The organism is Rhizobium sp. RU20A, from assembly GCF_900155885.1.
GTDB lineage: Bacteria > Pseudomonadota > Alphaproteobacteria > Rhizobiales > Rhizobiaceae > RU20A.
This window is the reverse complement of sequence record NZ_FTMB01000001.1, coordinates 613,141-625,189: the sequence shown is the minus strand read 5'-3', so window position 1 is coordinate 625,189 and position 12,049 is coordinate 613,141. Positions and strand designations below refer to the sequence as shown.

The 12,049-nt window shown below is 63.1% G+C and carries 16 protein-coding genes; 14 read left to right on the top strand and 2 right to left on the bottom strand.

The window, feature by feature from the left end; all coding sequences use genetic code 11:
• Nucleotides 1-50 precede the first annotated feature (50 nt).
• From F3H41_RS03100 to F3H41_RS03085, 4 genes are all read left to right on the top strand, one after another.
• Complete coding sequence (locus F3H41_RS03100; protein WP_244616059.1) at nucleotides 51-464, top strand: hypothetical protein; 414 nt, start codon at nucleotides 51-53, stop codon at nucleotides 462-464.
• A gap of 134 nt (nucleotides 465-598) precedes the next feature.
• On the top strand, nucleotides 599-1,900 hold the full coding sequence (gene purB, locus F3H41_RS03095) for an adenylosuccinate lyase (RefSeq protein ID WP_149737090.1): 1,302 nt from the start codon (nucleotides 599-601) through the stop codon (nucleotides 1,898-1,900).
• Nucleotides 1,901-2,028: 128 nt separating this feature from the next.
• Entirely contained in the window at nucleotides 2,029-2,343 is a 315-nt protein-coding gene (locus tag F3H41_RS03090) for a PilZ domain-containing protein (protein ID WP_149737089.1), read from the top strand.
• A gap of 51 nt (nucleotides 2,344-2,394) precedes the next feature.
• The gene (locus F3H41_RS03085) at nucleotides 2,395-2,949 is read left to right on the top strand and encodes an alpha/beta hydrolase (RefSeq protein ID WP_149737088.1); all 555 of its coding nucleotides are present in this window, start codon (nucleotides 2,395-2,397) and stop codon (nucleotides 2,947-2,949) included.
• Nucleotides 2,950-2,962: 13 nt separating this feature from the next.
• Here the strand turns inward: F3H41_RS03085 and F3H41_RS03080 are convergent, their stop codons facing one another.
• Complete coding sequence (locus F3H41_RS03080) at nucleotides 2,963-3,277, bottom strand: DUF1476 domain-containing protein (protein ID WP_149737087.1); 315 nt, start codon at nucleotides 3,275-3,277, stop codon at nucleotides 2,963-2,965.
• A gap of 271 nt (nucleotides 3,278-3,548) precedes the next feature.
• Between F3H41_RS03080 and purC the strand changes: the two genes are divergently transcribed.
• The 5 genes from purC (at nucleotide 3,549) to F3H41_RS03055 (ending at nucleotide 6,114) form a co-directional block, all read left to right on the top strand.
• A complete protein-coding gene (gene purC / locus F3H41_RS03075) occupies nucleotides 3,549-4,313 on the top strand; it encodes a phosphoribosylaminoimidazolesuccinocarboxamide synthase (protein WP_149737086.1) in 765 nt (254 codons plus the stop codon).
• A gap of 17 nt (nucleotides 4,314-4,330) precedes the next feature.
• A complete protein-coding gene (gene purS / locus F3H41_RS03070; protein WP_149737085.1) occupies nucleotides 4,331-4,573 on the top strand; it encodes a phosphoribosylformylglycinamidine synthase subunit PurS in 243 nt (80 codons plus the stop codon).
• A 70-nt stretch (nucleotides 4,574-4,643) separates the two neighbouring features.
• Nucleotides 4,644-4,901: a hypothetical protein gene (locus tag F3H41_RS03065; protein WP_149737084.1), complete on the top strand. Its 258-nt coding sequence runs from the start codon at nucleotides 4,644-4,646 to the stop codon at nucleotides 4,899-4,901.
• Nucleotides 4,898-5,569 carry a phosphoribosylformylglycinamidine synthase subunit PurQ gene (gene purQ / locus F3H41_RS03060; RefSeq protein WP_149737083.1) on the top strand — a complete coding sequence of 224 codons (672 nt, stop codon included), beginning with the start codon at nucleotides 4,898-4,900 and terminating at the stop codon, nucleotides 5,567-5,569. The genes F3H41_RS03065 and purQ overlap by 4 nt, the downstream gene beginning before the upstream one ends.
• Nucleotides 5,570-5,688: 119 nt before the next feature.
• Nucleotides 5,689-6,114 (top strand): hypothetical protein, encoded by a 426-nt coding sequence (locus F3H41_RS03055; RefSeq protein WP_149737082.1) that lies wholly within the window; start codon nucleotides 5,689-5,691, stop codon nucleotides 6,112-6,114.
• On the opposite strand, the gene F3H41_RS03050 is transcribed toward F3H41_RS03055, so the two are convergent.
• On the bottom strand, nucleotides 6,068-6,325 hold the full coding sequence (locus F3H41_RS03050) for a DUF1127 domain-containing protein (RefSeq protein WP_244616058.1): 258 nt from the start codon (nucleotides 6,323-6,325) through the stop codon (nucleotides 6,068-6,070). The two genes, F3H41_RS03055 and F3H41_RS03050, sit on opposite strands and share 47 nt — an antisense overlap.
• A 172-nt stretch (nucleotides 6,326-6,497) precedes the next feature.
• Between F3H41_RS03050 and F3H41_RS03045 the strand changes: the two genes are divergently transcribed.
• From F3H41_RS03045 to F3H41_RS03025, 5 genes are all read left to right on the top strand, one after another.
• Nucleotides 6,498-7,916, top strand: a complete 1,419-nt coding sequence (locus F3H41_RS03045) for a PLP-dependent aminotransferase family protein (protein WP_149737080.1) — start codon at nucleotides 6,498-6,500, stop codon at nucleotides 7,914-7,916.
• Between the two features lie 88 nt (nucleotides 7,917-8,004).
• Nucleotides 8,005-9,006 carry a tetratricopeptide repeat protein gene (locus F3H41_RS03040; protein WP_149737079.1) on the top strand — a complete coding sequence of 334 codons (1,002 nt, stop codon included), beginning with the start codon at nucleotides 8,005-8,007 and terminating at the stop codon, nucleotides 9,004-9,006.
• Between the two features lie 131 nt (nucleotides 9,007-9,137).
• The gene (gene purL, locus F3H41_RS03035; protein ID WP_149737078.1) at nucleotides 9,138-11,372 is read left to right on the top strand and encodes a phosphoribosylformylglycinamidine synthase subunit PurL; all 2,235 of its coding nucleotides are present in this window, start codon (nucleotides 9,138-9,140) and stop codon (nucleotides 11,370-11,372) included.
• Between the two features lie 170 nt (nucleotides 11,373-11,542).
• Nucleotides 11,543-11,785, top strand: a complete 243-nt coding sequence (locus F3H41_RS03030) for a BolA family transcriptional regulator (RefSeq protein WP_149737077.1) — start codon at nucleotides 11,543-11,545, stop codon at nucleotides 11,783-11,785.
• A 4-nt stretch (nucleotides 11,786-11,789) separates the two neighbouring features.
• Nucleotides 11,790-12,047, top strand: a complete 258-nt coding sequence (locus tag F3H41_RS03025) for a hypothetical protein (protein WP_149737076.1) — start codon at nucleotides 11,790-11,792, stop codon at nucleotides 12,045-12,047.
• The last annotated feature ends 2 nt before the right edge of the window (nucleotides 12,048-12,049 follow it).

Here is a 12,049-nt window from a genome sequence, read left to right as displayed (position 1 = left end):
GGCCGCGGTCCCTCAGGCTGCTCATCGGCGCGGTCATCTGGGGTCTTTGCATGATGATGGCGGTGCTGATCGCCGTCTATCTGCGCAACAGACTGGAGACGGGCCGCCTGCCTTCCATTCTCACGCTCTATTTTGTTGGTGGCGCCATTGCGTGGATACCGGCGCAAATCGTTGCGCGCCTCGCGGCAGGCCGGGCCCGGCAGGAAACCCGGTTCGCCGCGCAGTTCGTGTCTCTCACCCTCTTCACGATCGGCTTTACCGCACTCATCTTTGCGCTCGACTATCGGGGCTTCTACGCGCAGTGGCATGCGCCAACGTTCACTTACATCTGGTTCTTGCAGCAGTTCTATACGATCGGCGGCGCGACCTATCAGTTCGCGGTCATCGGCCTGCCGCTCTTCCTGCCCGTCGGCCTGCCACTCCTGATCGTCACGAGCCTCTGGCAGGCCCGCGACATAAGCTAGCGGAGCCGTGAGGCCAAATGGTTTCGGCTTTCCGGCGGGGTTTTGCACCGCGCTGCGTTGTGAAGAACGCCCATCTTTGCTAGAGGCTGCGGCAAATTCCCCGTTCCTCCCCATCGAAGAAAGCTGAAGAGCCCATGATCCCGCGCTATTCCCGACCGGAGATGGTGGCCATCTGGTCGCCCGAAACCAAGTTCCGCATCTGGTTCGAGATCGAGGCTCACGCCTGCGACGCGCTGGCCGAACTCGGCGTGATCCCGGCCGATGCCGCCCGTGTGATCTGGGAAAAGGGCGGCGCCGCCACCTTCGACGTCGCCCGCATCGACGAGATCGAGGCTGTCACCAAGCATGACGTGATCGCCTTCCTGACGCATCTTTCGGAAATCGTCGGACCGGACGCCCGCTTCGTGCATCAGGGCATGACCTCCTCGGACGTCCTGGACACGACCTTCAACATCCAGCTCGTGCGCGCCGCAGACCTGCTGCTCGCCGGCATGGACCGTGTCCTCGCCGCGCTCAAGGCGCGGGCGCTGGAGCACAAGGATACGGTGCGCATTGGTCGCAGCCATGGTATTCACGCCGAGCCGACGACGATGGGCCTGACCTTCGCGCGCTTCTACGCCGAAATGGTGCGCAACCGCGCCCGCCTCGAAGCCGCCCGCGCGGAAGTCGCGACCGGTGCCATTTCCGGCGCTGTCGGCACCTTTGCGAATATCGACCCGCGCATCGAGGAGCATGTGTGCGAGAAACTCGGGCTTCAGCCCGAGCCGATCTCCACGCAGGTCATTCCGCGTGACCGCCACGCCATGTTCTTCGCGACCCTCGGCGTCGTCGCCTCCTCGATCGAGAATGTCGCGATCGAGATCCGCCACATGCAGCGCACCGAGGTTCTGGAAGCGGAAGAATTCTTCTCTCCGGGCCAGAAGGGCTCGTCGGCCATGCCGCACAAGCGCAATCCGGTGCTGACCGAAAACCTGACGGGCCTTTCGCGTCTCGTGCGCATGGCCGTCGTGCCGGCCATGGAAAATGTGGCGCTCTGGCATGAGCGCGACATCAGCCACTCCAGCGTCGAACGCGCCATCGGCCCCGATGCGACCGTGACGCTCGATTTCGCCCTGCATCGCCTTGCCGGCGTCGTCGAAAAGCTCGTCATCTACCCCGACAACATGATGGCGAACCTCAACAAGTTCCGCGGTCTCGTGCATTCGCAGCGCGTCCTGCTGGCCTTGACCCAGGCCGGCGCAAGCCGCGAGGACAGCTACCGCCTCGTGCAGCGCAATGCGATGAAAGTCTGGGAACAGGGCAAGGACTTCCTTGAGGAATTGCTCGCAGACGCGGAAGTGCGCGCGCTCCTCAGCGAAGAACAGCTGCGAGAAAAATTCGATCTCGCCTACCACACCAAGCATGTCGACACGATTTTCCGGCGCGTCTTCGGCTGATTTTCGCAAAAAGACCCCGCGAGGAACGCTTGAAGCCCGGCATCGATAAAATGCCGGGCTTTTGTTTAACGTGACGTTAGGAGGTGCGCATTAAGACTTTCTTCATGATTTGAGCCGGGAGCCAGACCATGCAGAGCAACACCTTCGATCCCCGTGGCCGCAAGCGCGTCCTGACGATGTTCGGATGCATGGCGCAATCGGCGGCGGGCGCGACCCGGGCCACGGTGCTCAATCTTTCACCCGATGGTCTGTGCCTTCGCAACGACGGACCCCAGATCGCTCGAATCGGTGACCGGATCGAAGTCGCATCGGAAAGGGTCGGCCGCCTTTCCGGCACCGTCTACTGGCGGCGCGGCGACACGGTCGGCATTCGCCTCGACCGCTCCACCAATACGTCGGCGCAGATCGAATCCTACTTCCGCACCTATTGCCGGGTCCATTGACCGGGCAGACATTCTTGACATTCGGCCGTCCCGCCGCCACATGGCGAGACCATGAAAGTCTCCGAAGCTGACATCCTCATCGTTCCCGGCTACACGAATTCCGGACCTGACCACTGGCAAACGCGCTGGCAGCAGAAACTCTCGACCGCGCGGCGCGTCGAGCAGGAAGCCTGGGCAAAGCCGGTGCGCGAGGACTGGGTCGAGCGGATGGTTGCCGCCGTCAACGCGGCCGAGCGACCCGTCGTCATCGTCGCCCATTCGCTTGGAGTCGCCACGGCGATCCAGGCCGTACCGCTTTTCACCAAGCCGGTGGCCGGCGCGTTCTTCGTCGCGCCGCCTGATGTCGCCAATCCGGAGATCCGGCCGCGGCACCTGATGACCTTCGGTCCCTATCCGCGCGAACCCCTGCCCTTTCCCTCCATTATGGTGGCGAGCCGCAACGATCCCTTCGGTGCCTACGAGCATGCCGAGGATATCGCCAATGCCTGGGGGTCGTTCCTCGTCGATGCGGGCGAATCGGGCCACATCAACGCCGAGTCCGGCCACGGGCCGTGGCCGGAGGGCACGATGGTGTTTGCGCAGTTCCTCAGCCGTCTCAAGGGCTGAAGACGGGCAAACGTCAGCCTGCTTCGACCTGCCGAACGGCCTCGGCAAGCAGTTCCATCATCTTGTCGCGGATGTTATCGGCCGATTGGGACACGCCGGCAGCCACAAAGTCGGCTTCGATCTTGCGCACGACGTCTTCGCTGCCGGCCTCTTCGAAATCCGCGGCGACGACTTCCTTGGCATAGGCTTCGGCATCTTCCTTGCCAAGAAGGGCTGCGGCCCACAGGCCGACCAGCTTGTTGCGGCGCATCTCGGCGCGGAACTTCAGCTGTTCGTCATGGGCAAACTTCGATTCGAAAGCGGCCTGGCGTTCATTGAGTGTCGACATGGATGTCTCCCGTTTTTCAATTGGTTACAGCGCATATGGGGGCGCGGCGTAATGCTGTTCAAGCACCCGCTTCGATGGCCCGCGTCTTTGTGATAAGATGTTATCGTGACAGGCGGATTGATCCAGATCGTCCCGAGGCCGCCGCGGTCCAGCGCAAATCGTGGACGGTCAAGGCCCAGAGATTGTTAAATCAGTTCATTTCCGCTATGGACCCGAATTGAGACTTCAAGCCGTGCTTCCCAAGAGCACGGGCAACTACAGAGAAAACTCCATGAATCGTCGCCGCCGTATTTACGAAGGCAAGGCAAAGATCCTGTATGAGGGTCCCGAGCCTGGCACGCTGATCCAGTTCTTCAAGGATGATGCAACGGCCTTCAACAAGAAGAAGCACGATGTCATCGACGGCAAGGGCGTGCTGAACAACCGTATCTCGGAATATATCTTCACGCATCTGAACAAGATCGGCATTCCGACGCACTTCATCCGCCGCCTCAACATGCGCGAGCAGCTGATCAAGGAAGTGGAAATCATTCCGCTCGAGATCGTCGTGCGCAACGTGGCGGCCGGCTCGCTCGCCAAGCGCCTTGGCATCGAAGAAGGCATGGTGCTGCCGCGCTCCATCATCGAATTTTACTACAAGGCCGATGCGCTGGATGACCCCATGGTCTCCGAAGAGCACATCACCGCCTTTGGCTGGGCCAGCCCGCAGGAACTCGATGACATCATGGCACTCGCCATTCGCATCAACGACTTCCTGTCCGGCCTCTTCCTCGGCGTCGGCATCCAGCTCGTCGATTTCAAGATCGAATGTGGCCGCCTGTTCGAAGGCGAGATGATGCGCATCGTTCTGGCCGACGAGATTTCGCCGGACAGCTGCCGTCTGTGGGACGTCGAGACCAAGGAAAAGATGGACAAGGACCGGTTCCGCCGCGACATGGGCGGCCTCGTTGAGGCCTACCAGGAAGTGGCACGGCGCCTCGGCATCATGAACGAAAACGAACCGCCGCGCGGCTCCGGCCCCGTTCTGGTCAAGTAAGCAGGAATGAACGTCAAGTGATCAAGGCACGCGTAACGGTGACGCTGAAGAACGGCGTTCTGGACCCGCAGGGCAAGGCGATCGAGGGCGCGCTCGGCGCCCTCGGTTTTGACGGCGTCGGCCAGGTCCGCCAGGGCAAGGTCTTCGACCTCGAACTTGCCACGGACGACAAGGCCGCCGCAGAGGCCGACCTGAAGGCCATGTGCGAAAAACTGCTCGCCAACACGGTGATCGAGAATTACTCTATCTCCCTCGCCTGACGGTTGAGGGAGAGCCTTCCCTCCATCAATGCCGTCGGGCGAAAAGTCTACGGTTGCGATGGAGGAAGGGATGAGTGATGTCACACAGGAGCTGATGCACGAACTTCTCCGGCGCATGCACGCCCGGTTTGACAAGCTGGATCAGGCGAACGGAGAATTGCGCGGCGACAATCTGGTGCTTCGCGGACAGCTTCACAATCTGCAAGGCGACCTGAACAACGTGCGCGGCTCGCTTGCCCATATCGAGCAGCGCCTAGACCGTATCGAAAACCGCCTCGAATTGCGCGAGCTCGCCGAGGCCAAGGCAAGGTTTGAACATCAGCCATGAAGTCCGCCGTCGTCCAGCTCCCTGGCCTTAATCGTGACCGCGACATGATCGCCGCACTCACCAAGATCTCCGGCAAGGCGCCCGTCACCATCTGGCAGACCGAGACCGAGATTCCCGATGTCGATCTCATCGTCATCCCCGGCGGCTTCTCCTATGGCGATTATCTGCGCTGCGGTGCCATCGCGGCGCGGATGCCGGTGATGCAGGCCATCCGCGAGAAGGCGGAAAAGGGCGTGAAGGTGATCGGCGTTTGCAATGGGTTCCAGATCCTTCTGGAAGCGGGCCTGCTGCCGGGCGCTCTGATGCGCAATGCCTCGCTGAAGTTCGTCTGCCGCGAGATCAAGCTCGAGGTCGTCAATGCGGAGACGACGTTTACGGAAGCCTATGCCAAGGGTCAGATCATCCGCTGCCCGGTCGCCCATCACGACGGCAACTACTTTGCCGATAGCGAGACCATCAAGGCTGTCGAGGGCAATGGGCAGGTGGTGTTCCGCTATGCGGAAGGCACCAATCCGAATGGATCGATCAACGATATCGCCGGCGTCATCAATGCCAAGGGCAATGTGCTCGGCATGATGCCGCATCCGGAAAATCTCATCGAGGCCGCCCATGGCGGCGACGATGGCCGCGGCCTCTTCGCCTCGGCGCTTGGCGTCATCGCCGCCTGAGACTTTCTGGGGCGGGCGCTGCGGCGTCGCCTTTCCCAACCCTGCCGCCAGACGGCAGCGCATTCGGGTCCGCCTGAAGCGGACCTCTTCTCTTCCGATCGATATGAAAAGGCTGCAGCATGCCCGTTCCGACGCTTCGCCTCCGCGCCAACCGCGCGCCGTCGTCCGCCGCCGTGGCGGGTCTGGTCCTCGCAGCCCTGGCGCTCACGGCCTGCCAGTCGAAGCCTCCGGCGGCCCCGAAGCCGAGTACGACGGCTCTGGCGACCATGGAGCGCGTCGCGCTGGCCGCCAATCGCTGCTGGTTCAAGGCGAAGGATCCCGCCTTTGCCGATTATCGTCTGGCGCCGGAGCTCAATTCCTTCTCGGGGCGCCCGCGCATCCTGATCGTGCCACGCCATTCGCCGGAATCGCGTCCGCTGCTCGTTGTGCAGGCCGAGGGCCAGCCGGCGCAGGTTCAGGCTTTCGGGCCGCTGATGTCGGGAGCGAGCGGCGCGCGCGTCAACGGCGACGTCGCGCGCTGGGCGGCCGGCGGCCAGGGCTGCTGAACCAGCGCGACCCATCCCGCATCGCCTCGACGATCGATGTCTCCCGCAGCGATTCCGCCCGCGCCGCCTCAAAGGTGACGCCGATGTCGGCGAGCTGGTCGTCCGTCAGCTCGCGCAGCGAAAGGCGGCCGGCGCGCCGCATATGCCAGTAGCGCAGACCATCAAAAATCCGCTTCCACAGACGTGTCTCGACAGGGGCCGGCGTCAGCATGTCTCCGCTTGAACGGAACAGGCTTTCGCGGACATGCCCATCAGGATACATTGTATCTATTGTATCGATATAATCTTGCCGCCACATTATTGCACCTCATTATCTCGGTATTGATCCTGCCGACAATCGATACAATTGACGCAGGCCGTAAAACAATGCATAGATTGTCGCCATGACAAATTGGCTTCCAGACCTTTCCGAGGGGCACGGCCCCCTCTATCAGCGCCTCGCCGACCAGATCGAGACGGCGATTGCTTCCGGCGCACTTGCGGTGGGAGACAAGCTGCCGCCGCAGCGCAATCTCGCCTTCGATATCGGGGTGACAATCGGGACGGTGGGCCGCGCCTATACGATCGTTCGACAGCGCGGTCTCGTCAGTGGGGAGGTGGGGCGCGGCACCTATGTTCTGGACAAGCCGGAGAGCCGCCCGCCCGAGCAGGCCGATCCGCTGACAACGTCGCTGGCCGGCACGCGGCCGATCAATGCGCCGGCTGGCAAGTTGCGCTTTGATTCGACGGCAGCCCCGGATGTCGGCCAAGGGCCGGTTCTGGAGGAGATTGTCGGGCGCATCACCAGAGACCATCCCGGCGAGATCGCCAGTTACACCCGCAATTTTCCGGACCACTGGTTCGAGGCTGGCACCCGCTGGATGTCGCGCAACGGGTTTCGCCCGGCGGCGGCCGATATCGTGCCGACGCTTGGGGCGCATGCCGCGATCATTTCGGTGATTTCGGCCGTCACCTCGCCCGGCGACCGAATCGCCTTCGAAACCCTGTCCTATTCGCCCGTCAGCCGGGCCGCCGGTCTTGTCGGTCGGCGCTCCGTGCTGGTGGAGATGGATGGCGAGGGCATGATACCCGACGATTTCGAGCGGGTCTGCGCGCAGCAGCATCCCAAACTCGTCTTTCTGATGCCGAGCGCCCAGAACCCGACGGCGGGCGTCATGTCGCTGGAACGCCGGCAGGCATTGGCGGATATCGCTCGCACCCATGGCGTCTGGATTGTGGAGGACGACCTTTATGGAAGCATGGTCAATGACGGCAGGCCGCTGATCGCCGAATTTACGCCGGAGCGAACCTTTGTCGTCAGCGGCCTTTCCAAATCCGTCGCAGCCGGCGTGCGCGGCGGCTGGGTGGCCTGCCCGCCAAACTTCGCCAACCGGATCCGTGTGGCCCACAAGATGGTCACGGGCGGCCTGCCTTTCCTGCTTGCGGAACTGTGCGCGCGGCTCATCCTCACGGGTGCGGCCGAGGAATTGAGGGCGCGCGCGACGGCGGAAATCGGGGAGCGCGAGGCGCTGGCGCGCACGCTGCTGGCCGGGCAGGATTTTGTCTCCCTGCCGCGCCTGCCCTTCCTGTGGCTGAAACTGCCTGATCCCTGGCTCTCCGGCACGTTCAAGCAGGCGGCGTTGGAAGCTGGCGTACTCGTTGACGACGAGGACGAGTTCAAGGCCGGGCGTACGGAGCGGACTTTCCATCGCATTCGCATCGGCTTTTCATCCGCCGACAATCGCGGTGACGTTGTGCGGGGCATATCGAGCCTCAGGCAACTTCTGGACAGCGGCCGTCTCGGCTACGACAGCTTTGCCTGAAGGACTTGCCTGTTACCGATGGAACTGGCAGTCCTGACACGGGCGACTAAGATGCCATCACGATCATCGCCTCACGGAGACCTTTCTGATGGCTGCCCGCACGCTTCTCCTTGCCGCTCCGCTGCTTCTTGCGCTCGCCCCGTTCGCGCAGGCGCAAACCGCTGCCGAGCGCTGTGACCAACTTGCCGCCCACCCCGCCGACCCGCAGAAGCCGGCCGGTATCGCCGGCGTCGCGACCGGTGCGATCGACATCGAGAGCGCGATCACTGCTTGCCGCGAGGCCGTCGCCGCCGATCCGGCGCCACGCCTTCGCTACCAGCTCGGCCGTGCACTGTTCGACAGTGAAGATCATGCGGGCGCCTTTGCCGAGATTTCGGCTGCGGCCGAAAGCGGCCTCGTCATCGCCAAGGCACAACTCGGCTATCTCTATGATCAGGGGATCGGCACGAACCGCGACCTTCAAAAGGCAATGACACTCTACCGTGCCGGTGCCGATGGCAATGTCGGATTTGCAGCGCACAATCTCGCGGTCGTGCTCCGCGATGAAAAGGACGCGCCAATTGATCATGCCGCCTCCTTCGCCCTGTTCCAGAAGGCGGTCTCGCTCGGTTATGACCAGTCGCTCGTCGATGTCGGCTTTGCCTATGATACCGGCAACGGCGTGCCGCAGGACTATGCCGAGGCGCTCGTCTGGTACCGAAAGGCTGCGGAGAAGGACATTCCGGAAGCCGAGAACAATATCGGTGTGCTCTATGAAGAGGGCAACGGTGTGGAGCAGGACGCAAGCCAGGCGCTCGCCTGGTATCGGAAGGCGCAGGCAAAGGACTATCCGCTCGCCGATTTTAACATTGCCCATATGTTTGCCAATGGCATCGGCATGCCCGCCGATCAGGCCAAGGCCGTGGAACTGGTTCTGTCCGGCTTCGACAAGGGCAATGCGGATGACGATGCCTTCAACCGGGATTTCCTGTTCGAAGACAGCTGGCCGTCGGAGTTCTGGGTGGCGATGCAGGCGCACCTTTCCCTGCCGCAGACGGGTCGGCTTGATGCCGCCACGAAAATGGCCGTCGAAGGACTGGTCGGCGCCTGACGCAAGGCGTCGGCAGCCGGTCCGGGCGGTGCGCCGATCAGCGGTTGACGTGGCGATTTTTCAGATGCGCCGCGTCTTTTCATCGGATATAGGCAGGGCGATTGCAGTCCTCCAACCGTTTCGAGAGCCCGATGACCGTTTCGAATGACCGCCCGATCACTCCCGACCTGATCGCCAGTCACGGGCTGAAGCCCGACGAATACCAGCGCATCCTCACGCTCATCGGCCGCGAGCCCACCTTTACCGAGCTCGGCATCTTCTCGGCCATGTGGAACGAGCATTGCTCCTACAAATCCTCCAAGAAGTGGCTGAAGACGCTGCCGACCAAGGGTCCGCGCGTCATCCAGGGGCCGGGCGAAAATGCCGGCGTCGTCGATATCGATGACGGCGACTGCGTGGTCTTCAAGATGGAAAGCCATAACCACCCGTCCTATATCGAGCCCTATCAGGGTGCGGCAACGGGTGTCGGCGGTATCCTGCGCGATGTCTTCACCATGGGCGCGCGCCCGATCGCGGCGATGAACGCGCTGCGCTTCGGCGCGCCGGATCATCCCAAGACGAAGCATCTCGTGGCCGGTGTCGTTGCCGGTGTCGGCGGCTACGGAAATTCCTTCGGCGTTCCGACCGTCGGCGGCGAGGTCGAGTTCGATCCGCGTTACAACGGCAACATCCTCGTCAATGCCTTCGCCGCCGGTCTTGCCAAATCCGACGCGATCTTCCTGTCGGAAGCCAAGGGTGTCGGCCTGCCCGTCGTCTATCTCGGCGCAAAAACCGGCCGCGATGGCGTCGGCGGCGCGACCATGGCTTCGGCGGAATTCGACGAATCGATCGAGGAGAAGCGTCCGACCGTGCAGGTCGGCGACCCCTTTACCGAAAAATGCCTGCTGGAAGCCTGCCTCGAACTCATGAAGACCGGCGCCGTCATCGCCATCCAGGACATGGGTGCGGCCGGCCTGACCTGCTCGGCCGTCGAAATGGGCGCCAAGGGCGACCTCGGCATCGAGCTCAACCTCGATCAGGTGCCGGTGCGCGAAGAGCGCATGAGCGCCTATGAAATGATGCTCTCGGAAAGCCAGGAGCGCATGCTCATGGTTCTCGAACCGTCCAAGGAAGAGGTTGCGCAGGCGATCTTCGTCAAGTGGGGCCTCGACTTCGCCATCGTCGGCAAGACGACCGACGACCTGCGCTTCCGCGTGCTGCATCAGGGCGTCGAGGTTGCCAACCTGCCGATCAAGGAACTCGGCGACGAAGCGCCCGAATATGATCGCCCGTGGACGCCGATCAAGGTGGCTGCGCCGCTTGCCGAAAACGACGTGCCGCAGGCCGATGTCGCCGATGCGCTGCTCTCGCTGGTCGGTTCCGCCAACAATTCCTCGCGCCGCTGGGTTTACGAGCAGTATGACACGCTGATCCAGGGCAATTCCCTGCAGCTGCCGGGCGGCGATGCCGGCGTGGTGCGTGTCGAAGGACATCAGTCCAAGGCGCTGGCCTTCTCCTCCGACGTCACGCCGCGCTACGTGGAAGCCGATCCGTTCGAAGGCGGCAAGCAGGCCGTTGCAGAGTGCTGGCGCAACCTGACGGCTACCGGCGCGCTGCCGCTCGCGGCCACCGACAACCTCAACTTCGGCAATCCGGAGCGTCCGGAAATCATGAGCCAGCTCGTCCATGCCATCAAGGGCATTGGCGAGGCCTGCACGGCGCTCGACTTCCCGATCGTGTCGGGCAATGTCTCGCTCTACAACGAGACGAACGGCCAGGGCATCCTGCCCACCCCCACCATCGGGGGCGTCGGCCTCATTGCCGACTGGTCGAAGATGGCCCGTATCCGCTTTGCGGCCCAGGGCGAGGCGATCCTCTTGGCCGGCGCACCGGCAAGCTGGGGCACGCATCTTGGCCAGTCCGTCTATCTGCGCGACGTTCACGGCCGCACCGACGGCCCTGCCCCGCATGTCGATCTCGCCCACGAAAAGCGCGTTGGCGATTTCGTGCGCGGCCTGATCGAGGCAGGGCTTGCGACGGCCGTTCATGACTGCTCGTCCGGCGGCCTTGCGCTCGCCGTTGCCGAAATGGCGATGGCATCGGGCATCGGGGCGTCGGTCAACGCGCTTGAAGGCCATGATCCGATCCCGGTCTTCTTCGGCGAGGATCAAGGCCGCTACGTGCTGACGGTGCGCGAGGCCGATGTCGATGCCGTGCTCGCCAAGGCGGAAGTGGCCGGCGTGTTCTGCCCCTGGATCGGCCGCACGGGCGGCGAGAGCCTGAAGCTCGGCGCTGCCCGCCCCGTTGCCGTCAAGGCGCTGAAGGCGGCCCATGAGGGTTGGTTCCCGGCCTTCATGGACGGCAAAAGCGACGACAAGGCGGCCTGATCGCACAACGCGTGACCATGTGACTTCCGAGAGCCCCGGCGCTTCCCAGCGGCGGGGTTTTCCGTTGCGGGCCTGTTGATCACGGAAGCCCAATTCCCCGTGGCACGATTGACGTTAACCGTGCTTCGCACCTATCCTTTCCGCAAAGACCATGAATCGGAGAGACCCCAATGGCGATGGACGCAGGCGATATCGAGGACCTGATCAAGGCCGGCATTCCCGGCGCGAAGGTCGTCATCCGTGACCTCGCCGGCGACGGCGATCACTATGCGGCTGAAGTCGTCGCCGAGGCCTTTCGCGGCAAGAGCCGCGTGCAGCAGCACCAGATGGTCTACAATGCGCTGAAGGGCAATATGGGCGGCGTGCTGCACGCACTCGCGCTCCAGACTTCCGCCCCGCCGGCCGCGGAGTAAGCGCATGGCCGACCTGATGAAGGAGTTGGTCACGGGCGTTGTCGAAAAAGTGGTGAAGGAACTGCTCAACAAGGCAGGCGTGACCACAGCCACGAAGCGCAAGCGCCGCAAGACACGAGCCGCTGGATCAGCAGATGGCGAACCGGCGCGCTCGGCCCGGACAGGTCGCTTTATCAAGAAGAAAGCACCGGCAAAGCGCGCGCGCAAGCAGGTTAGCCGGCGGCGTACGGCAGCGAGCCGCAGCAAGCAGCGCACGCGCTGAAG